General features: G+C 70.7%; 17 protein-coding genes and 3 pseudogenes. 11 read left to right on the plus strand and 9 right to left on the minus strand.

All coding sequences use genetic code 11. From position 1 onward, the window contains the following. Nucleotides 1–42 precede the first annotated feature (42 nt). Nucleotides 43–1,299, plus strand: a complete 1,257-nt coding sequence (locus BJF85_RS13990) for a M14 family metallopeptidase (RefSeq protein WP_075848008.1) — start codon at nt 43–45, stop codon at nt 1,297–1,299. Between the two features lie 55 nt (nt 1,300–1,354). Here BJF85_RS13990 and BJF85_RS13995 read toward each other — a convergent pair whose 3' ends face one another. Together BJF85_RS13995 and BJF85_RS14000 are read right to left on the minus strand one after the other, a co-directional pair. Further along, on the minus strand, nt 1,355–1,813 hold the full coding sequence (locus BJF85_RS13995; RefSeq protein ID WP_075848010.1) for an SRPBCC family protein: 459 nt from the start codon (nt 1,811–1,813) through the stop codon (nt 1,355–1,357). A 2-nt stretch (nt 1,814–1,815) separates the two neighbouring features. Further along, on the minus strand, nt 1,816–2,181 hold the full coding sequence (locus tag BJF85_RS14000) for a helix-turn-helix transcriptional regulator (protein WP_075848012.1): 366 nt from the start codon (nt 2,179–2,181) through the stop codon (nt 1,816–1,818). A gap of 117 nt (nt 2,182–2,298) precedes the next feature. Between BJF85_RS14000 and BJF85_RS14005 the strand changes: the two genes are divergently transcribed. Both BJF85_RS14005 and BJF85_RS14010 read left to right on the plus strand, forming a co-directional pair. Continuing rightward, nucleotides 2,299–2,883 carry a helix-turn-helix domain-containing protein gene (locus BJF85_RS14005; protein WP_075848014.1) on the plus strand — a complete coding sequence of 195 codons (585 nt, stop codon included), beginning with the start codon at nt 2,299–2,301 and terminating at the stop codon, nt 2,881–2,883. 50 nt (nt 2,884–2,933) lie between these two features. Beyond that, a pseudogene (locus tag BJF85_RS14010) lies at nt 2,934–3,583 on the plus strand (RES family NAD+ phosphorylase). A 22-nt stretch (nt 3,584–3,605) separates the two neighbouring features. Here the strand turns inward: BJF85_RS14010 and BJF85_RS14015 are convergent. Together BJF85_RS14015 and BJF85_RS14020 are read right to left on the minus strand one after the other, a co-directional pair. Continuing rightward, nucleotides 3,606–5,586, minus strand: a pseudogene (locus tag BJF85_RS14015) (alpha/beta fold hydrolase). Nucleotides 5,587–5,618: 32 nt separating this feature from the next. Further along, entirely contained in the window at nt 5,619–6,575 is a 957-nt protein-coding gene (locus BJF85_RS14020) for a TerC family protein (RefSeq protein WP_075848016.1), read from the minus strand. Between the two features lie 329 nt (nt 6,576–6,904). Here BJF85_RS14020 and BJF85_RS14025 point away from each other — a divergent pair, with 329 nt between their 5' ends. Together BJF85_RS14025 and BJF85_RS14030 are read left to right on the plus strand one after the other, a co-directional pair. Continuing rightward, the gene (locus BJF85_RS14025) at nt 6,905–9,832 is read left to right on the plus strand and encodes an alpha/beta fold hydrolase (protein ID WP_075848018.1); all 2,928 of its coding nucleotides are present in this window, start codon (nt 6,905–6,907) and stop codon (nt 9,830–9,832) included. Then, nucleotides 9,832–10,800, plus strand: a complete 969-nt coding sequence (locus BJF85_RS14030) for an ABC transporter permease (RefSeq protein WP_075848020.1) — start codon at nt 9,832–9,834, stop codon at nt 10,798–10,800. The genes BJF85_RS14025 and BJF85_RS14030 overlap by 1 nt, the downstream gene beginning before the upstream one ends. Before the next feature lie 110 nt (nt 10,801–10,910). On the opposite strand, the gene BJF85_RS14035 is transcribed toward BJF85_RS14030, so the two are convergent. Further along, nucleotides 10,911–11,483 carry a TetR family transcriptional regulator gene (locus tag BJF85_RS14035; RefSeq protein WP_075848022.1) on the minus strand — a complete coding sequence of 191 codons (573 nt, stop codon included), beginning with the start codon at nt 11,481–11,483 and terminating at the stop codon, nt 10,911–10,913. A 112-nt stretch (nt 11,484–11,595) separates the two neighbouring features. Between BJF85_RS14035 and BJF85_RS28970 the strand changes: the two genes are divergently transcribed. The 3 genes from BJF85_RS28970 to BJF85_RS14045 all read left to right on the plus strand — a co-directional run bounded on the left by BJF85_RS28970 (nt 11,596) and on the right by BJF85_RS14045 (nt 13,615). Next, a complete protein-coding gene (locus tag BJF85_RS28970; protein WP_222844554.1) occupies nt 11,596–12,345 on the plus strand; it encodes an MFS transporter in 750 nt (249 codons plus the stop codon). 10 nt (nt 12,346–12,355) lie between these two features. Then, nucleotides 12,356–13,117 carry an MFS transporter gene (locus BJF85_RS28975; RefSeq protein WP_222844555.1) on the plus strand — a complete coding sequence of 254 codons (762 nt, stop codon included), beginning with the start codon at nt 12,356–12,358 and terminating at the stop codon, nt 13,115–13,117. 114 nt (nt 13,118–13,231) lie between these two features. Further along, a complete protein-coding gene (locus BJF85_RS14045; RefSeq protein WP_075848024.1) occupies nt 13,232–13,615 on the plus strand; it encodes a VOC family protein in 384 nt (127 codons plus the stop codon). A 19-nt stretch (nt 13,616–13,634) separates the two neighbouring features. On the opposite strand, the gene uvrB is transcribed toward BJF85_RS14045, so the two are convergent. Next, the gene (gene uvrB, locus BJF85_RS14050) at nt 13,635–15,794 is read right to left on the minus strand and encodes an excinuclease ABC subunit UvrB (RefSeq protein WP_075848057.1); all 2,160 of its coding nucleotides are present in this window, start codon (nt 15,792–15,794) and stop codon (nt 13,635–13,637) included. Between the two features lie 94 nt (nt 15,795–15,888). On the opposite strand from uvrB, the gene BJF85_RS14055 reads away from it, so the two are divergent. Beyond that, nucleotides 15,889–16,404 (plus strand): DUF402 domain-containing protein, encoded by a 516-nt coding sequence (locus BJF85_RS14055; RefSeq protein ID WP_075848026.1) that lies wholly within the window; start codon nt 15,889–15,891, stop codon nt 16,402–16,404. 13 nt (nt 16,405–16,417) lie between these two features. On the opposite strand, the gene coaE is transcribed toward BJF85_RS14055, so the two are convergent. Further along, a complete protein-coding gene (coaE, locus tag BJF85_RS14060) occupies nt 16,418–17,611 on the minus strand; it encodes a dephospho-CoA kinase (protein ID WP_075848059.1) in 1,194 nt (397 codons plus the stop codon). A 155-nt stretch (nt 17,612–17,766) separates the two neighbouring features. On the opposite strand from coaE, the pseudogene BJF85_RS14065 reads away from it, so the two are divergent. After that, nucleotides 17,767–17,975, plus strand: a pseudogene (locus tag BJF85_RS14065) (hypothetical protein); the annotation flags it as partial. A 209-nt stretch (nt 17,976–18,184) separates the two neighbouring features. Here the strand turns inward: BJF85_RS14065 and rpsA are convergent. After that, the gene (gene rpsA / locus BJF85_RS14070) at nt 18,185–19,720 is read right to left on the minus strand and encodes a 30S ribosomal protein S1 (protein ID WP_075848028.1); all 1,536 of its coding nucleotides are present in this window, start codon (nt 19,718–19,720) and stop codon (nt 18,185–18,187) included. A gap of 297 nt (nt 19,721–20,017) precedes the next feature. On the opposite strand from rpsA, the gene BJF85_RS14075 reads away from it, so the two are divergent. Beyond that, nucleotides 20,018–20,905, plus strand: coding sequence for a class I SAM-dependent methyltransferase (locus tag BJF85_RS14075; protein WP_075848029.1), 888 nt, complete (start codon nt 20,018–20,020; stop codon nt 20,903–20,905). A 7-nt stretch (nt 20,906–20,912) separates the two neighbouring features. Here BJF85_RS14075 and BJF85_RS14080 read toward each other — a convergent pair whose 3' ends face one another. Further along, a complete protein-coding gene (locus BJF85_RS14080) occupies nt 20,913–21,521 on the minus strand; it encodes a hypothetical protein (protein ID WP_255375627.1) in 609 nt (202 codons plus the stop codon). Nucleotides 21,522–21,534: the final 13 nt, after the last annotated feature.

The following is a 21,534-nucleotide window of genomic DNA, read 5'->3' on the forward strand; positions in this document are numbered from 1 at the left end:
CCGTCGGTTGCCCTCCGCGGGCTGCGGGACCAGCCTGATCACATGCGGATGACACGTCGAACACTCAGCGTCACAGCAGGCGCGCTGCTTCTGCTGGCCACCGCGGCGCCGGCGGGTGCGCAGGCGCCCACGGACACCGCCGGCGAGCGCGGCGTCTACGAGATCACGGCCACCGGCGACGACCGACACGCACTGGCCCGTTCGGGCGTGGACGTGCTGGGCTCGAGCGGCGAGACGATCACCGTCGTCGCGAACCCCGCACAGGCCCGGCAGCTGGAGGCGGCCGACGTCGACCTCACCCACGTCGGCGACTTCGACGAGCTGCTCGCCGAGCGCAACCCCGAGGTGTCGGACCCGAGAGCCGCCGCCGACGAGTTCCCCGAGGGCGACGAGGCCTTCCACACCTACGACCAGCTCACCGAGGTCCTGGAGACCGCGGCGGCGGACCACTCCGACATCGTGGAGCTCTCCGACGTCGGCGAGACCCACGAGGGCCGCACGATCCCGCTGGTGAAGATCAGCGGCGGGTCCGATGCCGACAAGCCCGAGGCGCTGTTCACGTGCAACCAGCACGCGCGCGAACACCTCACCACGGAGATGTGCCTGCACATCGTCGAGCGCTTCACCGACGGCTACGGCACCGACGAGACCGTGACCGAGTTCGTCGACTCCCGCGAGATCTGGGTGATCCCGACGGTCAACCCGGACGGTGCGACCTACGACATCTCCGGCGGCCAGTACCAGGGCTGGCGGAAGAACCGCCAGCACCAGGGCACCGACCTCAACCGCAACTGGGGCTACGAATGGGGCTGCTGCGGCGGTTCCAGCGGAAGCCCCACCTCGGACACCTACCGCGGCACCGAGGCGTTCTCCGCCCCGGAGACCACGGCGGTGAAGAACTTCGTCGACTCCCGGGTCGTCGACGGTGAGCAGCAGATCAAGACGCACATCGACTTCCACACCTACGGCGAGCTCGTCCTGTGGCCGTTCGGGCACACGACCGACGAGACCACCGAGGACATGACCGAGGAGCAGGCGCAGCGCTTCCAGCAGGTCGGCACGGAGATGGCCGAGACCAACGGCTACACGCCGCAGCAGTCGAGCGATCTCTACATCACCGACGGCGACATCAACGGCTGGATGTGGGGCGAGCACAACATCCTGAGCTTCACGTTCGAGATGTACCCCGGCAGCGGCGGCGGTCTCGACGGGTTCTACCCGGGCGCCGAGCACATCGAACCGGAGACCCAGCGCAACGACGAGGCGGTCGACATCGCCCTCCGCGAGGCGGGCGCGTAACAGCGCACCGGGTGGGGCGTACGGGGATCGTGCGCCCCACCCGCAAGGTCCACGGTCAGGACGGCGAGTTCTGCGAGTTCTGCGGGGGCATCCCGTCGAGGGTCGACCGCAGGACGTCGAGGCAGGTCTTCCAGCCGGTCGCGGTCTGCTCGGCCCACGGGTTGTCGGCGAAGGTGTGCACGAACGTCAGCACGGAGCCGGCGCCGTCGGGTTCCACCGTGAGCCGCAGGCGGTGCGCGCCGGTCTCGGCGTCGAACTCCGTGAAGGCGAGCACGCGCTCCGGTTCGAGTTCGGTGATCTCGGCGTAGAGATCGGTCGGCTCGCCGTCGGGGTCGCGGAAGCGGATGATCCCGCCGACGCGCAGGTCGAGCTCCTCGACCGGGAACGGGTACCAGGCCCCGAGGTGCTCCGGCTCGGTCAACGCCCTCCACAGTTTGGCGGGCGGATGCGGGAATCGGCGTTCGAACCGCAGCTCGATGTCGCCCTGGTCGGTCGTCCGTTGCGTGTCGGCCACGTCTACTCCTGGATCTCGGTCGCCCCGCCGGCCCGCTCGGGCTGGTCGGGCTGGTCAGGCTGGTCGGGCATCGTGTCGAGGTGGCGTTCGAGGGCGTCGAGACTGTCGGACCAGAGCCGCCGGTACGGCGCGAGCCACTCGTCGATCTCGGCCAGGGGTTCCGGCCGCAGCCGGTACCAGCGGCGCTGAGCGTCCTGGCGCACCGACACCAGGCCCGCCTCGCGCAGCACCCGCAGATGCTTGGACACGGCCGGCTGCGTCAACGACAGCTCGCCGACCAGGTCGCCCACCAGGCGGTCCCGGGTCCGGAGCAGGTCGAGGATCTGCCGCCTGCGCGGTTCGGCCAGCACATCGAACGTAGTTGCCACCTGAGCAATATAACCCACTAGGCATGCAGAGGCGACGCGGAATGCCAACACGGCGACGTGGGGTGCTGACACGGCGCGTTGGCGCACGAATGCGCACGTGCGTGCTAGTATGGGTGCATGACTGTTGCGCTGGAGACCGTGCTCGCCCGTGCGGGACTGAAGGTGGACACCGCCGAGTTCCTCGCGCTCGTGGAACAGGCCGCGAAGCGCCTGTCCCCCGGCGACCCCGAGCCCGCGCACTACTTCTCGGTCGAGCAGCGCGAGGTGCTCGCCGACGTCGGCCTCGACCTGTCCGCGCAGGGTGAGGCCGAGACCGACCCGCGCGTCGCGGCCGTCGCCACCCAGGCGGTCTTCGCCGACTCCGCCCTGACCGTGACCGAGGCCGCCCGCAGGCTCGGCGTCGACGACAGCCGGATCCGCCACCGCCTCAAGCAGCATCGCCTCACCGGGTGGAAGGGCCACGGCGGCTGGCGCCTGCCCGCATGGCAGTTCACGGCGGACGGTGTCGTCCCGGGGCTCGACGTCGTGCTGCGCGCCGCGCCCGAGGACCAGCCCGCCCTGGTCGTCGCCGGCTTCATGACCACCCCGCAGGACGATCTGCTGATCCACGACACCCCGGCGACACCGCGCAACTGGCTGCTGGCGGGCGGCGATCCCACGCGCGTCGCCGAGCTGGCCGCTACCCTCGGCACACCTGCGTAACCCACCCACACCGGTACAGACCACGCACCGAGGAGCACGTCGGCACACCCATGGCACGGCTACCCCTGCCCCCGCCGGGCGAGGTCCTGCGCGAGCACCTCCGCCCCGACGAGGACATCGTCGCGGTCCACCCGGCGACCCGCCTCGTGCGCGTGTTCTCCGCGCGCGGCCGGCATCCGCAGCGGTGGGACACCTTCCGCCGCGTCGGCCCGATCGCGCACGCCCGGTTCGACCCGCATCCCGCGGCCGAGACACCCACCGCCGACCCGGGCAACGGGGTGCTCTACTTCGGACTGTCGGTGCGCACGAGCGTCGCCGAGGTCTTCCAGACCACGTCCATCGTGGACAGGTCGACCCGCGGCCCGCACCTGGTGGTCGTCCGGCCCGCGCGCACACTGCGCCTGCTCGACCTGACCGGGCTGTGGCCCACGCGCGTCGCGCCTCGCAGGAGATCTCCAGCGGCGCCAAGAAGGTCACGCAGGCGTGGGCGCGCGCGATCCGCGCCGAACTGCCCGACGTCGACGGCCTCTGGTACCGCTCGTCGATGGACGGCGGAGCGCCCGCCGTGTGCCTGTGGGACCCGCCCGCCGGAACGGCCCTGCCCACCACGCCGGACATCCTGCTGGGCCTCGATCACCCGGGCCTGGACGTCCCGCTGGCGCGCGTGTGCCGGGAACTCGGCTACGTCCTGCTCGACTGAGTCCCCGGCACGCGCGGCCCGCTCAGACGGGCAGGTGCCGCGACCACCAGTCCAGGACCGCCTCGAACCGCTGCACGCGGTGCCGCGGCTTGCCCGAACGGGTCAGCTCGTGGCCCTCCCCCGGGAACAACAACAGCTCGGTGTCCGCGCCGTTCTTCTTCAACGCCACGAACAACCGCTGCGCCTGCTCCAGCGGGCACCGCCAGTCCTGTTCGGAATGCACGACGGCGAACGGGATCGCGATGTCGGCCGCGTACGTCAGCGGGCTGCGCCGGCGCTGCTCCTCGACGTCGGCGCCGACGTAGTTGTCGGTGAACGACCAGCCGATGTCGGAGGCACCGGCGAACGAGTCCCACGCGTTGACGGCACGTTCGCTCCACGCCGCGCGGAACCGGTGTCCGTGGTGCGCGGCCAGCCACCCCGTCATGAACCCGCCGTACGAGCCGCCCATGACGCCCACCCGGTCGGCGTCGGTGTCCGGCCGTTCGAGTGCGGCGTCGAGCAACGCGAGGACGTCGTCGGCGTCGACCGTGCCGAGCGCGTGCAGCACCGCCCGGCCGTGCGATTCGCCGTAGCCGGCCGAACCACGCGGGTTCGCCAGCACCACGGCGTAGCCGGCGGCGGCGTACACCTGCGCCTCGTCGAACAGGCTCCACTCGTACGCCGCGAACGGACCGCCGTGCACGACCAGCAGCACCGGGTGTGGACCCTCGCCCTCCGGCGCGACGAACCAGCCGTGCACCGGATACCCGTCGGCCGACGTGGCCGTCAGTTCCTCGGCATCGAGCACCCCGGCCTCGCGCAGCGGCGCCGCGAAGTCCGTGAGCGCGGCGAATTCGCCGTCGCCCGTGGACAGCAGCACCTCCCCGGCGTCCCGCGGTCCGGCCTGAACCACCGCGATCCGGTCACCGTCCACAGTGAACGCGCGCACGGCGGCGCGACTGCCCGTCAGCACCGGCAGGTCCTCGAGCCGCGCCTCCGACGCGCCCATCGGCACGGCCCGCAGCTCCGCGGCGCCGCGGTCGGCGGTCACCACGAGCACGTCGTCACCGCGAACGGCGGGCGGGCCCGCCGCGGCGACCACGTCGACCGTCTCGGCGTCGGTGAGCCGGCGCGGCGGCTGCGACCCGTCGAGCGGCGCGGCCCACAGACCGCAGTTCTGCGCGGCGGCCTCGATCCCCTCGAACGCCGTGCCGTAGAAGTAGACGGTCTCCCTTGCACCAGCACCTGCGACCACCGGCCGCAGGGCCGTCCCCTCGGTGCGCACGACCAGCCGCGGCGCGCCACCGGCGGCCGGCACGGCGTAGACGTCGCTATGCAAGGTCTCGGCCACGTCCCAGTCGCGTGGCGCGGCGACCAGCACGGTCTCCCCGTCCGGGGTCCACGCCGGATCGCGCACGGACGCGGCGTCGTCGGTCAGCGGCTCCGGGTCACCCCGTCGGCTCGCTCGGTTGAATCCGCCGCCGCGACGGCGTCGACGACGAACAGCCGTTGCGGGCGGTCGCGCAGGAAGCCGACGTCGTCGATGCGGTAGTCGTAGCGCGTGATGCGGCGCGGCGCCTCCTCGGCGGGCTCCGGCACAACAGCGTCACCGGCGTCACCGGCGTCGCTGTTCTCGGCCGTGCCGTAGCGACCCGGTTCGGGCACGCGGGCGGTGAAGGCGATGCGCCGGGAGTCCGGCGCCCACACGGGTTCGCCGACGCCGAGCGGCAACGCGGTCACCGCGCGCGCCTCGCCGCCCGCGGCGGGCATCACGTGCAGCTGCGCGGGTTCGCCGTCGCCGGCGCGCAGGAACGCCACCCAGCGGCCGTCCGGGGAGATCGCCGGCGCACTGTCGTGCCTGCCGTGCGTCCACGGATGCACGCCGTCGGCATCGATGCGCTGCACACCGCCCACGCCGCGGTTGGCGACGAGGTCGGGACGCTGACGGCCACGAGCAGAAGGTCCCCCGACAGCGCGGGCCGGCCGGGGGACGTCAGCAGTTCGATGTCGGTAGGACGCACGTCGCCCACCGTACACCGATTCGTTAGCTAGACTAAAGAGAAGCGCGCTCGTCCCGCCTGGACTTCGCCAGGCTAGCCACGGTGGTCACGGTCAACACGACGACGATGACCCCGAGGGACACCCAGTTGCCGACCTCCAGCCACGGCGGCGTCACGTGGTACTCGTGCAACGCGTGCAGCACGAGCTTCACCCCGATGAACGCGAGGATCACCGCCAGCCCCTGCGACAGGTACACGAGCTTGTTGACCAGGCCACCGAGCAGGAAGTACAGCTGCCGCAGACCCATCAGCGCGAAGGCGTTGGCGGTGAAGACCAGGAACGCGTCCTGGGTGATCCCGAAGATCGCCGGGATCGAGTCGACCGCGAACAGCAGGTCGGCGCTGCCGATGGCGACGATCACCAGCGCCATCGGCGTCAGATACCGCTTGCCGTCGCGCTTGACGATCGAGTGGTGACCCTCGTAGTCGTCGGTCACGCGGAACACCTTGCGCGTCAACCGGGTCACCAGGTTCTCGTGGTACTCGTCCTCCTCGTCCTTCTTCCGCACCATGTTGATCGCGGTGAAGATCAGGAACGCGCCGAAGAGGAAAAAGATCCACACGACCTGCGCGATCGCCCACGCACCGATCGCGATGAACACACTGCGCATCGCCAACGCGATCACGATGCCGATCAACAGCACCCGATGCTGGTGGATCGCCGGCACCTTGAACGAGGCCATGATCACCATGAAGATGAACAGGTTGTCGACCGACAGCGAGTACTCGGTGATGTAGCCGGTGAAGAACTCGACGCCGGACCCCTGCCCGGCGAGGACCCACACGCCGATGCCGAACAGGACGGCGACCGCGACGTAGAACGTCACCCAGCGGGCGGCCTCGCCCGTGGTCACCTCGTGGGGTTTGCGGTCGACGATCACCAGATCCATGACCAGCAGGGCGATCAGACCGCCGACGGTCGCGGCCCAGATCCAGAACGGCACGTTCACAGGCGAATACCTCCGGTTAGCGGGTGGCTGCCACTATCCGGAGGTCTCTTCCGCCGACGGCGCCTCACGGCGACGAGTCGGCCGCGATGCCGGGTGCTCGAAGGCAACCGTGTTGACGACATCGCCGTGCGGGAATACTCCCCTCGACAGCCCCTCCATCCTTGCGCCGGCCGGCGCGGGGCGCCAGTCGCATCCGACGTTCCCCCGGCCACGCCCCGCGTAACATCGATCACAGCAGGTCAGCGAACTACGCGGCGTACCCATCAGGGACGAACCGCCCGCTCCACACCGCCGGAACCGGGCCCAATAGTGTTGGCGGTGTGCCCCCTGTGCCCCGTTTCCTCCACGGCCGCGGCCGCCGGCTGACCGCGCTGCTGGCCGTCGTCGTCATCGTCGTCGCCGGCGGGTTCCTGCTGCTCGGCGACAACGAGGAGCCGGTGCCGTACCGGGCGCACGCCGCGACCATCGACGTCGAGGCCACCCCGGGTTCCGAGGACCGCGAACAGCTCGACACCACGGTGTACATCCCGGACGAGACGCCCGCGCCCGCCGTGCTCGTCCCGCACGGCTTCGGCGGCGACAAGCGCAGCGTCGAACGCGACGCCCGCGAACTGGCCGAACGGGGTTTCGTGGTGCTGACCTGGTCGGCACGCGGATTCGGCGAGAGCACCGGGCAGATCGCGCTCAACGACCCCGACCGCGAGGTCGCCGACGCGTCCCGCCTGCTCGACCACCTCTCCGGCATGCCCGAGGTGCGCACCGACGAGGACGGCGACCCGCGCGTCGGCGTCACCGGTGGGTCCTACGGCGGCGCGCTCGCCCTGCTGCTGGCCGGCACCGACGACCGCGTGGACGCGATCGCCCCCGCCATCACCTACAACGACCTCGGCCGCTCCCTGCTGCCCAACCACGCGGCCGAGGCCGACAGTGACGTGGCCACCCCGGCGCCCGGCGGTTCCGCCGAGTCGGGAGTGTTGAAGCAGACGTGGATCGGCACGTTGTTCTCCGCAGGAACGGGCGCCCCGACCGCGTCGGGTGACGCCGGGCCGGACGCCGTCGAGGCGGGGCAGGAACAGGACAGCGACGACGTGGCGACCGGTCCGGACGCCGGCGGCGCCGGCGGCAACGGTGTCGGTGGCGCCGTCCCCGATCTCCCCGGTGGACCCGGCGGCCCGGGCGACGGTCAGGACACGGGCGACGGGCTGTGCGGCCGGTTCACCGCCGAAGTCTGCGCGGCCTTCACCGATGTGGCCACCAACGGCGAGGCCGGTCGGGACACGCTCGACCTGCTGCACCGCGTGTCGCCCGCATCGGTCACCGACAACATCACCGTCCCGACCTTCCTGGTCCAGGGCGAGCACGACACGCTCTTCGGTCTCGACCAGGCCGACGCCAACGCGCGCGAGATCGCCGAGGCCGGTGGGGACGTGTCCGTCGCCTGGTACGCGGGCGGGCACGACGGCGGCGGGCCCGGCCCCACGTTGCGCGGCGTCATGGGCGAGTTCCTGTGGCACCACCTCACCGGTGAGGGCGAGGACCCGGCGGCACCGTTCGCCTACGACGTCACCGGCGCCCTGCGCGCGGGCGGCGCGCCGTCGGTGCGCAACGTCGAGGCCCCCGCGTACCCCGGTGTCACCGGCGACGACGTGCAGCGCCGCGACGTGCAGCTGACCGGGCCCGAACAGCAGGTCGTGCGGCCACCGGGCGGCACCCCGTCGTCCATCTCCGGCATCCCCGGCCTCAACCGCGTCGTGTCCGGCACGTCGCGCCTGTCCGGACTGTTCACGATGGACCCGCCCGGCCAGGCCGCGATGTTCACGTCGCAGCCGATGAACAGCCAACTGCTCGCCGCCGGCGCACCGACGGTCCGTCTGCAGGTCACCCCGGAACAGGCCGGACAGCAGGGCCGACAGCAGGGTCGTGGCCAGGGCCAGGACGAGGCGGTGCTGTTCGCGAAGGTCTACGACGTCAACCCCGACGGCACGCGCACGCTGCCGGGCAACGCGGTCGCCCCGATCCGCGTGCCGCTGGCCGAGGACGGCTCACCCACCGAGGTCGACGTCACGCTGCCCGGCATCGTCCGCCCGTTCGAGTCGGAACACCGACTGCAGCTGGTGGTCAGCACCACCGACCAGTCCTTCCACGCGCCCGACTCCCCCGCCGCGTACCGGATCTCGCTCGCCGACGACCGCGGCATCAGCGTCCCCGTCGTCGCGGGCACCACGGCCACCGCGGGCTGGCCGGTCGCGCAGCTCGCGGGCATCGGCGGGGCGCTCGCCGTGGCCCTCGCGGTCGCCGTGATCGCCGCGATCCGCCGCAAGCGTTCCCACACGGTCGACCCCGAACTGGCCGAGACGCCGATGGTGATCTCGGGGCTGACGAAGTCGTACCCCGGCGGGCTCACGGCCGTCAGCGACCTGTCGTTCCGCGTCGAACCGGGCCAGGTCCTCGGCCTGCTCGGCCCCAACGGCGCCGGCAAGACGACGACCCTGCGCATGCTGATGGGCCTGATCACGCCCACCGAGGGCGAGATCCGCGTCTTCGGCCACCGCGTCACGCCCGGCGCGCCGGTGCTCTCGCGCATCGGCTCGTTCGTCGAGGGCGCGGGATTCCTGCCGCACCTGTCCGGCGCGGCCAACCTCGAGCTGTACTGGCAGGCCACCGGACGTCCCGTCGACAAGGCGCACGTGGCCGAGGCGCTCGAGATCGCCGGGCTCGGCGACGCGGTGCACCGGAAGGTGCGCACCTACAGCCAGGGCATGCGGCAACGACTCGCGATCGCGCAGGCGATGCTGGGCCTGCCGGAGCTGCTCGTGCTCGACGAACCCACCAACGGACTCGACCCGCCACAGATCCACCAGATGCGTGAGGTGCTGCGTCGCTACGCCGCCACCGGCCGCACCGTGGTGGTGTCGAGCCACCTGCTGGCCGAGGTCGAGCAGACGTGCACCGACGTCGTGGTCATGCACCGCGGCAAGTTGATCGCCTCCGGCGGGGTGCACGACATCATCGCCGCGGGCGGGGAGGCGACGTTCCGCGTGGACGACGCCGACCGTGCCGCGGACACGCTGCGCACCCTCGACGGGGTGTCCGATGTGGAGGTCGACGGCGAGCTCGTGCACGCCGATCTCGGCGGACTGCCCCGCAGCGAGGCGGTCGCCGCGCTCGTCCGCGCCGACGTGTCCGTCGAACAGGCCGGACCACGGCGCCGGCTCGAGGACGCGTTCCTGCAACTCGTCGGGGAAGGTGACGGCTGATGAGCGACACGGAACGGGACACCGCCGGCGGCCGGGCGGACGGCCAGCACGGCGTGCACACCGACCCGGCCGCCCTGCAGGAACTCACCGACGCCGCCGACGCCGAACCCACCGCAGGTTCCGGAACCGACGGCGCCGTCGCCGGCTACCGCGCCGGCCGCACCCTGCGACTCGGCGTCGAACTGCGACGGCAACTGCGGCGGCGGCGCACCCAACTGGTGCTGGCGTTCGTCGCGCTGCTGCCGTTCATCCTCGTCGCGGCGTTCGAGCTCGGCGACGCCAACCCGAATCGGCGCTCCGGCGGATTCATCGACCTCGCCACCGCCAGCGCGCCGAACTTCGTCGTCGTGGCGATGTTCGTGTCCGGCTCGTTCCTGCTGCCGATGATCGTGGCGCTGTTCTTCGGCGACACCATCGCCAGCGAATCGTCGTGGTCGAGCCTGAAGTACCTGCTGGCGATCCCCGTGCCACGACACCGGTTGCTGCGGCAGAAAGCCGTCGCCTCGGCGCTGCTGGCCGCGACGACGATCATCGTCCTGCCCGTGTCGGCGCTCATCGCCGGCACGATCTGGTACGGCACCGGCCAGGCCATCAGCCCCACCGGCGACTCCATCGCCTTCGGCGACAGCCTCATCGCCATCGCCCTCGCGACCCTCTACGTCATCATCCATCTGACCTGGGTCGCCGGGCTCGCCATGGCGCTCAGCGTGTCCACCGACGCACCTCTCGGCGCCGTCGGCGGCGCCGTCCTCGTGTCGATCCTGTCGCAGATCCTCAACCAGATCACCGCCCTCGGCGATCTGCGCGAGTTCCTCCCGACCCACTTCTCGTTCGCCTGGATGGACCTCATCGCCACCGACGTCGAATGGAGCCGGATGGCCTCCGGCGCCCTCTCCGCGGTCGTCTACGGCACCCTCTTCTTCCTCATCGCCACCCGCCGCTTCTCCACGAAAGACATCACCAGCTGAGCGGAGGCAGTAGGCGCCGTGTCAGCACCCCACGTCGCCGTGTCAGCACCCCACGTCGCCGTGTCGGCGTTTCGCGGCGCCGTGTTGGCGTTTCGGGGACGGACCCGCGCCTACCCAGCGCCGGCGAACAGGCCCTGCACGGCGCGTTGCAACTCGTCGGGGTCGGCGATCGTGTCCGGGTCCAACAACGCCTGCGCCACCAGGCCCGCGACGATCGCATACGCCAGGAAGCCGACGCCTCGCTCCTCGGACGAACCCGGAGCGACCTCGTCGCGCCCGAGCACCACGGCGGCGAGCTGACACCGCGCCGTCGTCAACGCCTCCGCGACCTGGGGGCGTAACTCCTCGTCACGCTCGGCATGCGCCAACACCTGCAGGCCGGCCGCCTGCAGATCACGCGCACCCGGCACGCCGCGCGCCAACTCCGCCACCAACGCCGCCAGCCGCTCCACCGGCGACCCGACCACGGCCACCCGGGCCGCCGACTCGATCGCATCGCCCCACTCCGACGTCAACTCGATCGCCGCAAGGCTCAACAACCGGTCCTTCGAACCGAAGTGATAGCCGATCGACCCCAGGTTCGCCCCCGCCGCAGCCGCAACATCCCTGGCCGTCGCCCGGCCATAGCCTTTCTCCGCCAAACACCGCTTCGCCCCGGCCAACAACGCGTCACGCTGACTCATCCCACCAGTCTTACACAACCGTCTTACACACACGTCCAACACAACCGCCTTGAACGGCCGTCTTGCACAAATGTCTTGCACATTTGTGCAAGACGCTTGTACGGTCGCTGCCATGACCGCCGAACACACCTCCCCCGGCTCGACGGCCCGCGCCTCGGCGCGCACGTGGGCAGGCCTGCCGATCCTGTTGCTGCCCACGCTGCTCGTGGCGATGGACATCTCGATCCTGTTCGTCGCCGGACCGGCCGTGGCCCGCGATCTCGCCCCGAACGCCACGCAATGGCTGTGGATGATGGACATCTACAGCTTCGTGATGGCCGGCCTGCTCCTGACGATGGGCGCCGTCGGCGACCGCATCGGCCGCAGGCGGCTGCTGCTGATCGGCACGGTGGTGTTCGGCATCGGATCGGCCGGACTGGCGTTCGCGCCGTCACCGGAGGTGTTCATCGCCGCGCGCGTGCTGCTCGGCGTCGGCGCCGCTACCCTCGCGCCGTCGACACTCGGCCTGATCCGCGCGATGTTCCACGACCCCGACCAACGACGCGCCGCGGTCGGAGCGTGGACGGCGGCGTTCGCCGGCGGCGCCGTCGCCGGACCGGTGTTCGGGGGCCTGCTGCTCGAACACTTCTGGTGGGGCTCGGTGTTCCTCATCAACATCCCCGTCATGGCACTGCTCCTGGCAACGCGCCCGTGCTGCTGCCCGAATCACGCGACCCCGACGCCGGCGGATTCGACCTGCTCGGCGCGCTGCTGTCGCTCGCCGGCATCGTGTCCGTCGTCTACGCCGGCAAACGGCTCGCCGAACACGGCGCCGACGGCATCGCACTCGCCGCCCTCGGCGCCGGCATCGCCCTCGCCGTGAGCGCGGTGGCGTGGATGCGGCGCGCCCGCCACCCTCTGCTCGACCTGTCGCTGTTCACCCGGCCGCCTTCGGCGCCGCCGTCGGCACCAACATCGTCGTCGGCCTCGCCATGGCCGGACTGGGCCTGCTCGCGTTCACGTTCCTGCAGACCGTCCACGACCTGTCTCCGCTACGCGCCGGGCTCGTCGCCCTGCCGACCATCGCCGGCAGCATCGCCGGCACCGCCGTGGCCGCACGCCTCGGCGGACGGATCCGCCCGGCCACACTGGTGGTCGTCGGCTTCGGCCTCACCGCAGGCGGACTCGCCGGGGTCGGACAGCTCGACCCCGACACGCACGTGGCGGTGTTCATCACCGGCTACACCGTGCTGACCCTCGGCATCGGCATCCTCGGCACCCTCGCCAACACGCTGGTCCTCGATACCGCACCGACCGAACGCGCGTCGAGCGCCGCCGGAACGTCGGAAACGGGCATGGTGCTCGGCGAAGCCCTCGGCATCGCCCTGTTCGGCACCGTGTCCGCCGCGATCTACCAACGCCTCATGGCCCGCGACCCGGGCATCGCCCTACCCGACGGAGCAGGCAACACCGTCGCCGGCGACGTCGGCATCGCCCGACAACTCCCCGCCGACGAGGCAGCCACCCTGATCGACGCGGCACACGAGGCGTTCACCTCCGGCTTCACCACGGTGTCCACCACCGCCGCCGTACTCCTGACCTGCGCCGCCGTCGCGGCCGCCGTCGCGCTGCGCCGCGTCCCGGCACGCGGGTAACGATCAGTCGCGGATCGCCGTTCCAGGTGACAAGCGTGGCCGGCATGACCGACAATCTCGGTGCAGGATCGTCTTTTCCGCCACACCCTCTGATGTCCGGTTAGGAGGCCCGTCATGCCTCGGCCCGTGTTCTTCGAGGTATACGCGAGCGATCCCGAACGCGCGATCACGTTCTACACGACCGTCTTCGAGTGGCACTTCGAAAGATGGGCACCCGAAGCCACGTGGGCGATCACGACCGGCACCGGAAGCACCGGCATCGACGGCAGCCTCGTGCAACGGGAGGAACCCCCGCCGAGTAACGGCGCCGCACCGCCCACCTGCTCGCTCACGATGGAGGTCGACGACCTCGATCTGATGCTGCGCGAGATCGAACAGGCCGGAGGCAGCGCAGCCGGCCCCGTGCAGACGATCGCCGCCGTCGGCCGGCTCGCCTACTGCCGCGACCCCGAGGGCACCCTGTTCGGCCTGCTCGAACCGGACCCCAGCATCGGCTGAACCGACTGGGCCGCGACGGTCACTGCTGACCCGCGGCGTCCATCCCGCGTAGTTCCTTCTTGAGCTCGTGGATCTCGTCGCGCAGCCGGGCGGCGAGCTCGAACTGCAGATCGCGGGCGGCCTGCATCATCTGGTCGGTCATCTGCTGGATGAGGTCGGCCAGTTCGGCGCGCGGCATCGAACTCGGCTCGCGGTCGACGAGCATGCCGGAGCTACGGACCTTGTCGCCCTGCTCGGGCTTCTTGCCCCGCGAGGAGTTCCGACCGGAACCGCCGACGTCGACCCCGTCCTCGGAGTCCTCGGCCTCGGTGTAGACGCGATCGAGGATGTCGGCGATCTTCTTCCGCAACGGTTGCGGGTCGATGCCGCGTTCGGTGTTGTAGGCGACCTGCTTCTCCCGCCGCCGGTTGGTCTCGTCGATGGCGTACTGCATCGAGTCGGTGATCGTGTCGGCGTACATGTGCACCTGGCCCGACACGTTCCGTGCCGCGCGACCGATCGTCTGCACGAGCGACGTCCCGCTGCGCAGGAAGCCCTCCTTGTCGGCGTCGAGGATCGCCACGAGCGACACCTCGGGCAGGTCGAGGCCCTCCCGCAGGAGGTTGATGCCGACGAGCACGTCGAAATCGCCCGACCGCAGCTGGCGCAGCAGCTCCACCCGGCGCAGCGTGTCGACCTCGGAGTGCAGGTAGCGCACGCGGATGCCGAGTTCCAGCAGGTAGTCGGTGAGATCCTCGGCCATCTTCTTCGTCAACGTGGTGACGAGGGTGCGTTCGTCCTTGTCGGCGCGGGTGCGGATCTCGTGCACCAGATCGTCGATCTGCCCCTCGGTGGGTTTGACGACGATCTCCGGGTCGACCAGGCCCGTCGGCCGGATGACCTGCTCGACGAACTCACCGCCGGCCTGGCCCATCTCGTACGGGCCGGGCGTCGCGGACAGGTACACCGTCTGCCCGATCCGGTCGGCGAACTCCTCCCACGTGAGCGGACGGTTGTCGAGGGCGCTCGGCAGGCGGAACCCGTGGTCGACGAGCGTGCGCTTGCGGGACATGTCGCCCTCGAACATCGCGCCGATCTGCGGCACCGTCTGGTGCGACTCGTCGATGACGAGCAGGAAGTCCTCGGGGAAGTAGTCGAGCAGCGTGGCCGGCGACGACCCGGCCGGCCGGGCGTCGATGTGGCGCGAGTAGTTCTCGATGCCCGAGCAGAACCCGACCTGGCGCATCATCTCGATGTCGTAGCTCGTGCGCATGCGCAGCCGCTGAGCCTCGAGGAGCTTGTTCTGCTTCTCGAGCTCGGCGAGGCGCTCCTCGAGCTCGGACTCGATGGCGTGCACGGCCCGCTCCATGCGTTCCGGACCGGCCACGTAGTGGGTGGCCGGGAAGATCCGCACCTCGTCGACCTCGCTGACGATCTCCCCGGTCAACGGGTGCAGGTAGTAGAGGCTGTCGATCTCGTCGCCGAAGAACTCGACGCGGATCGCGAGCTCCTCGTAGGCGGGGATGATCTCGACGGTGTCGCCGCGCACGCGGAACGTGCCGCGCGCGAACGCCAGGTCGTTGCGGGTGTACTGCACGTCGACCAGGGCGCGCAGGAAGACGTCGCGCTCGACCTCCTCACCGACCGCGAGCCGGCTCGACCGGTCGAGGTACGACTGCGGCGTGCCGAGGCCGTAGATGCACGACACGCTCGCGACCACGATCGTGTCGCGGCGCGAGAGCAGGTTCATCGTCGCCGAGTGCCGCAACCGCTCGACGTCGTCGTTGATCGACGAGTCCTTCTCGATGTAGGTGTCGGTCTGCGGGACGTACGCCTCGGGCTGGTAGTAGTCGTAGTAGCTGACGAAGTACTCCACCGCGTTGTTCGGGAAGAACTCGCGCAGCTCGTTGGCCATCTGCGCGGCCAGCGTCTTGTTGGGCTCGAGCACGAGCGTGGGCCGCTGGACGCGCTCCACCAGCCACGCGGTCGTCGCCGACTTGCCCGTACCGGTCGCACCGAGCAGGACGACGTCCTTCTCCCCCTGGCCCAGCCTGCGCTCCAGCTCCTCGATCGCCGCCGGCTGGTCGCCCGCCGGCTCGTACTCGCTGACGACCTCGAACCGGCCGCCCGTACGGGGGATGTCGGAGACGGGCCGGAACTCGGAGTGCGCCAGCACTGGGTGTTCGGTCGCGAATGCCACGAGGTCCAGGGTAGGCGCCTCCACCGACAGTTTCGGTCCCGCGTCGCGGAGTCCACCGGTCGATGGCTCGACGGCCTCCGCCCGGCCGAGCAAGATGATCGTCATGCACCCGCCGAAGTGCGAGACCTTCGACGTCGCGGCCGGAACGAACACCGACCCCAAGGGCATCGTCCGTGAGGTCGAGGAGTACCGGGTGGAGCCCTTCGGCCTGTACCTCGCCCGCCCGACCCCCGGCCGGCCGCAGTTCCACTACCTCGAGTCCTGGCTGCTGCCGGACCTGGACCTACGGATCACCGACTTCTGGTTCAATCCCGGCCACGAACGCGATCAGGACTTCTACCTAGACGTCGTGTCCATCACCCGCGGCGACGACGTGTGGCACGCCCGCGACCTGTACCTCGACCTGGTGTTGCGGCAGCATCGCGAGATCGAGGTGATCGACACCGACGAGCTCCTCGAAGCCGCCGGCACCGGCCTGCTCACCCACGCCGAGGCAGCCGAGGCACTCGAAACGGCCTACACCGCGTTGGCCGCCCTCTCGCGGCACGACCACGACCTCGCCGCCTGGCTGGACTCCCTCGGCATCACGCTCACCTGGAAACGCCGCTGACGTCCGGGACGGCTCAGACCTCCCAGCCGGTGTCGGCGGCCCAGCGCTGCGCGCGGACGAACGCCGCGTCGACCCACGACTGCTTCTCCTCGGCGTAGTTGAGGGAGCTGAGGTCGCGGCTGTGCTTGGTCGCCAACCGCAGCTTGATGTCCGCGTACGCCGCGGCCTCGGCCGGGTTGGCCCGCAGCCAGTCGCGGAACAACAACGCCAACCGCCACGCGGGCCCCTCGGCCGAGCGGACGTGCAGGTTCACCGGACGTGCCGGGTCGGCGCCGTAGTGGAACCGCTTGTCCCACCGGCCCGGCCCCGACTCGTCGTCCTGCGGCTGGTCGAACCAGTGCCCCTCGGCGCGCACGAAACCCGCGTCGGACAGGGCGTCGGAGATGCGGTCGGCGTCGAGGAGGTTCGGCACGGTCAGCTGCAGGTCGACGACATCCTTCGCCGGCAGGTCCGGCACGGCCGTCGACCCGATGTGGTCGGCGCGCAGGCCCACCGAGCCCGCGGCCAGGCGCACGCGCGCGAGCAGCCGCTCGGCCTGGGCCGCCCACGTCGGATCCGGGACGCCGATCAGCGGCGGCCTCGGCGGACGTGGGGAACGCAGGCGCACGGCCGCCTCGAACGGCACGAGTCGTTCGTTCCACAGCGCGTCGACCTCGGCCCGCACGACGTGCGGGGCATCGTTGTTGTCCAGCCACTCGTCGGCGGCGGCCACGCGCTGTTCCCGCGTCGCCTGGGCGGCGATCCGAGCCCGCGCGTCGGCCTCCGACATCCCCCGCGACGCCACGAGCCGCTCTACCCGCACGTCCTCGTCTGCGTCGACGACGAGGACCAGATGATAGTTCGCGCCCAGACCGCCCTCGACCAGCAGCGGGATGTCGTGCACGACGATCGCGTCCGCCGCCGCACCGTTCATCAGCTCGGCCGTGCGCGCGCCGATCCGCGGATGCGTGATCGCGTTCAACCGCGCCCGGGAATCCTCGTCCGCGAACGCCTTTGCGGCCAGCGCCGCGCGATCGAGCACGCCGTCGACGGTCAGGACGTCCTCGCCGAACGCCTCGACGATCTCCGCCAGCCCGTCGGTGCCCGGTTCGACGACCTCCCTCGCGATCCGGTCCGCATCGATCACCGTCGCACCCAGCTCGGCGAGCCGTGCCGTCACCGTCGACTTGCCCGACCCGATTCCGCCCGTCAGCCCTACACGCAGCATCCGCGCATTCAACCAGTTCGCCGTCCCGACCCACTCTCCGACGTCGACCAAACCGTTATGCAGGGATTTCGGGTGACACGCCGCCAGGTTCCACCACACTCAGGCGTCAACTACCTAATGTGACCGGCGACGGCTATCGCTCATACGGAGGAACGATGCCCGCCAACACGTACGTCGGCAAACACCGCCTGGGCAACCCGGGCCTCGTGCACTGCATCATGCACCGCGCCGTTGCGCAGCGCTCGACGAGCACCGCCGCAACTGGCTGACCGCACTGCTCGTGCCCGCGAAACACAGCCTCGCCGGGCTGCGCCGCCGCGCCCGCGCCGCCGCGTACGAACGCGCCTGGATCCCGGCCACGCGTCCGCCTGACCCGACCGGCCCGACCTGCCGGGCCGACGCACCCGGCCTCGACGACACGGCCCGCCGCTGCCTGACGCAGCGGCGGGCCGTTCTGCTGCGCACCCGCGGAGACAGCCCGCCCGCACGCGACTCGGCCGGACCACCCACCCACGAAAAGGGGTGGCCCCGGCCCGATGATCGGACCGGGGGCCACCCCGTGGTTCAGGCTACTCACGCACCGCCGGAGAGCTTCTCCCGCAGAGCCGCGAGCTGCTCGTCACTGGCCAGCGTGCCGCCGCTCTGGGCGGGCTGCTCGGCCGACGACGAGGAAGAGGAGGAGGACGACGAGGACGTCGAGCCGCCACCCGAGGTGTAGTTCTGCTCGCCGCCACCCTCGACGCCGGTCGCGGCGTCGGCCGCAGCAGCGGCGTTGGCGGCAGCAGCCTCGGCGACCTGCTTCATGTGCTGCTCGTAGCGAGCGTGCGCCTCGGCGTACTGCTTCTCCCACTCCTCGCGCTGGGTGTCGTACCCCTCCTGCCACTCCTGGGTGTCCGGGTCGAAGCCCTCGGGGTAGATGTAGTTGCCCTGCTCGTCGTACTCGGCAGCCATGCCGTACTGGGTCGGGTCGAAGTCGGTCTCCGGCGTCAGACCCTCGTTCGCCTGCTTCAGCGACAGCGAGATGCGGCGACGCTCGAGGTCGATGTCGATGACCTTGACCATGACCTCGGTGCCGACCTGCACGACCTGCTCCGGGATCTCCACGTGGCGCTCGGCCAGCTCGGAGATGTGCACCAGGCCCTCGATGCCCTCCTCGACGCGGACGAACGCGCCGAACGGGACGAGCTTGGTGACCTTGCCCGGCACGATCTGGCCGATCGCGTGGGTGCGGGCGAACTGACGCCACGGGTCTTCCTGGGTGGCCTTCAGCGACAGGGACACGCGCTCGCGGTCCATGTCGACCTCGAGCACCTCGACCGTGACCTCCTGGCCGACCTCGACGACCTCGGACGGGTGGTCGATGTGCTTCCAGGACAGCTCCGAGACGTGCACCAGACCGTCGACGCCGCCGAGGTCCACGAACGCACCGAAGTTGACGATCGAGGAGACGACACCCTTGCGGACCTGGCCCTTGGCGAGCGCGTTGAGGAACTCGCTGCGGACCTCGGACTGGGTCTGCTCCAGGTAGGCGCGACGGGACAGGACCACGTTGTTGCGGTTCTTGTCCAGCTCGATGATCTTGGCCTCGAGCTCGCGGCCGACGTACGGCTGCAGGTCGCGCACGCGGCGCATCTCGACCAGCGAGGCGGGCAGGAAGCCGCGGAGACCGATGTCGAGGATGAGGCCGCCCTTGACGACCTCGATGACGGTGCCCTTGACGGGCTCGTCCTTCTCCTTGAGCTCCTCGATCGTGCCCCAGGCGCGCTCGTACTGGGCGCGCTTCTTGGACAGGATCAGCCGGCCTTCCTTGTCCTCCTTCTGCAGGACAAGGGCCTCCACCTCGTCACCGACGGCGACAACCTCGGCCGGGTCGACATCGTGCTTGATGGACAGCTCACGAGAGGGGATGACGCCCTCGGTCTTGTAACCGATGTCGAGCAGCACTTCGTCGCGATCGACCTTGACGATCGTGCCTTCGACGATGTCACCATCGTTGAAGTACTTGATGGTCTTGTCGATCGCGGCGAGGAAGTCTTCCTCCGTCCCGATGTCGTTGACGGCGACCTGGGCCTGCGCGGCGCTCGGGGCGGTGGTGGTGTCGATGGTCATTAGGTGGGTTGCTCCGGTAGCGGATAGAAGTCGAAGGTGTGCAGTTTGCCAGCGCAGTTCGCCGATACGAGCCGCTCCGCCGAACGCGGAATCCGCTGGAGACCGCGTCGTGGAACAGCCGCTGAGGATCATCTCGAGATGCGCTGCCGCACCACCCCGACGAACCGGAAACCGGACCGCTGGGTGCAGGAAGCGCGAAACCCACTGCGCTAACAAACATCGTACGCGGCGTGCTGTAACCGGCACAATCAGGGGTGCACCGGTGATCAGCCCGCCCACCAGGGGACGATTGGACCTGTGTCCTCGGCATCCCCGGAACCACCGGAAACCTCGGAACCACCGCCCGCGCAGCGGTACGCCGGCACCGAGACGAAACTCGGCACCACCGGCGTCGCGTACCGCCGCGTCGACTCCCCCGAGGCCGAGCGCGCCACGCTCGCCTGGTGGGACACCGACGCCGATACGTATCACGCCCAACACGGGGCGTTCCTCGGCGAGGCCGACTTCGTGTGGTGTCCCGAGGGCGTGCGCGAGGTCGACGTCCGGCTGCTCGGCGGCGCCGAGACCCTGCCCGGTGCGGACGTCCTCGAGATCGGCTGCGGCTCGGCGCCGTGCGCGCGGTGGCTGACGGCGCAGGGTGCCCGCGTCGTCGCGCTCGACCTGTCGGCGGGCATGTTGCGGCATGCCACCGCCGCCGCGGAGCGCACCGGCCTGTCGCCCGCGCTGCTGCAGGCCAACGCCGAGCACCTGCCGCTCGCGTCCGGGTCGTTCGACATCGCCTGCTCGGCGTTCGGGGCACTGCCGTTCGTGCCGTCCGCGGAGACCGTCTTCGCCGAGGTGGCCCGGGTGCTGCGGCCGGGTGGCAGGTGGGTGTTCTCGGTGACGCATCCGATGCGGTGGATCTTCTCCGACGATCCCGGCCCCACCGGGCTGACGGCCGTCGAGTCGTACTTCGACCGCACGCCCTACGTCGAGCAGGACGCCGCCGGCGCCGCGACGTACGTGGAGTACCACCGCACGCTCGGCGACTGGATCCGCGCACTGAACGCGACCGGGCTGCGACTCGTGGACCTGATCGAACCCGAGTGGCCCGCCGGACACGACCGCGTCTGGGGCCAGTGGAGCCCGCTGCGCGGCAAGTACTTCCCCGGCACGGCGATCTTCTGCACCGAACGCGCCGACTGACGAGCGGTCAGTAGCCGGCGACGGGCCTGCGTTCGCCGAGCTGGTGCACCGACGTGGGCCTGCCGTCGAGCGCCCTGCGGACGCCGTCGAGCACGCCGCGTTCGATCTCCTCGTGCCCGAGCGGCCTGCGCAGCGAGACGTCCGAGGTCGCCCCGAGCAGCACCTGCTGGGTCCGCCGCTCGGGGCAGAACGGATCCGGCGGCACCGCGACGTCCGCCGCGTCGCCCGATTCCGGCACCGCCGACACCTCGACGACCGGTGCGTCGTCGGCCAACAACGGGGACACGGCGGCGAGCACGGCCGAGCGGTACGCCTCGTGCAGCCACGCGACGAGCAGGTCGGCGGGGCCGCCGAGGTCGTCGAGGACGAGACCGGCCTTGCGCGCGAGTTCGCCGGGCTGGTCCCAGTGCGCCTCCACCCAGATCGCCTTGCCCGAACCGACGCTCATCTGCCGGTTTCCGGACGCCCAGCGCACCGAATGCTGATCGGGCTGCCCGGCGGGGATCGGGGCGTAGCGGCGACTGGGCAGGACGACCCGCCAGCCGTCGACGGCGAGCTCGCGCGCCACCCTGCGGAGCATTCCGGTTCCGGCGAGCACCAGCGCACGACGCGTCATGGTCGCGACGTTA

This window comes from Saccharomonospora sp. CUA-673, assembly GCF_001942305.1.
Classification (GTDB): Bacteria; Actinomycetota; Actinomycetes; order Mycobacteriales; family Pseudonocardiaceae; genus Prauserella.

Excerpts from the sequence above, each read along its gene's own strand:
- BJF85_RS13990 (WP_075848008.1), top strand. The coding sequence starts at position 43 with ATGCGGATGACACGTCGAACACTCAGCGTCACAGCAGGCGCGCTGCTT.
- coaE (WP_075848059.1), bottom strand. The coding sequence starts at position 17,611 with ATGCTGCGTGTAGGGCTGACGGGCGGAATCGGGTCGGGCAAGTCGACG.
- BJF85_RS14080 (WP_255375627.1), bottom strand. The coding sequence starts at position 21,521 with ATGACGCGTCGTGCGCTGGTGCTCGCCGGAACCGGAATGCTCCGCAGG.
- BJF85_RS14005 (WP_075848014.1), top strand. The coding sequence starts at position 2,299 with ATGACTGTTGCGCTGGAGACCGTGCTCGCCCGTGCGGGACTGAAGGTG.
- BJF85_RS14035 (WP_075848022.1), bottom strand. The coding sequence starts at position 11,483 with ATGAGTCAGCGTGACGCGTTGTTGGCCGGGGCGAAGCGGTGTTTGGCG.
- BJF85_RS14055 (WP_075848026.1), top strand. The coding sequence starts at position 15,889 with ATGATCGTCATGCACCCGCCGAAGTGCGAGACCTTCGACGTCGCGGCC.
- BJF85_RS14030 (WP_075848020.1), top strand. The coding sequence starts at position 9,832 with ATGAGCGACACGGAACGGGACACCGCCGGCGGCCGGGCGGACGGCCAG.
- BJF85_RS14045 (WP_075848024.1), top strand. The coding sequence starts at position 13,232 with ATGCCTCGGCCCGTGTTCTTCGAGGTATACGCGAGCGATCCCGAACGC.
- BJF85_RS28970 (WP_222844554.1), top strand. The coding sequence starts at position 11,596 with ATGACCGCCGAACACACCTCCCCCGGCTCGACGGCCCGCGCCTCGGCG.
- rpsA (WP_075848028.1), bottom strand. The coding sequence starts at position 19,720 with ATGACCATCGACACCACCACCGCCCCGAGCGCCGCGCAGGCCCAGGTC.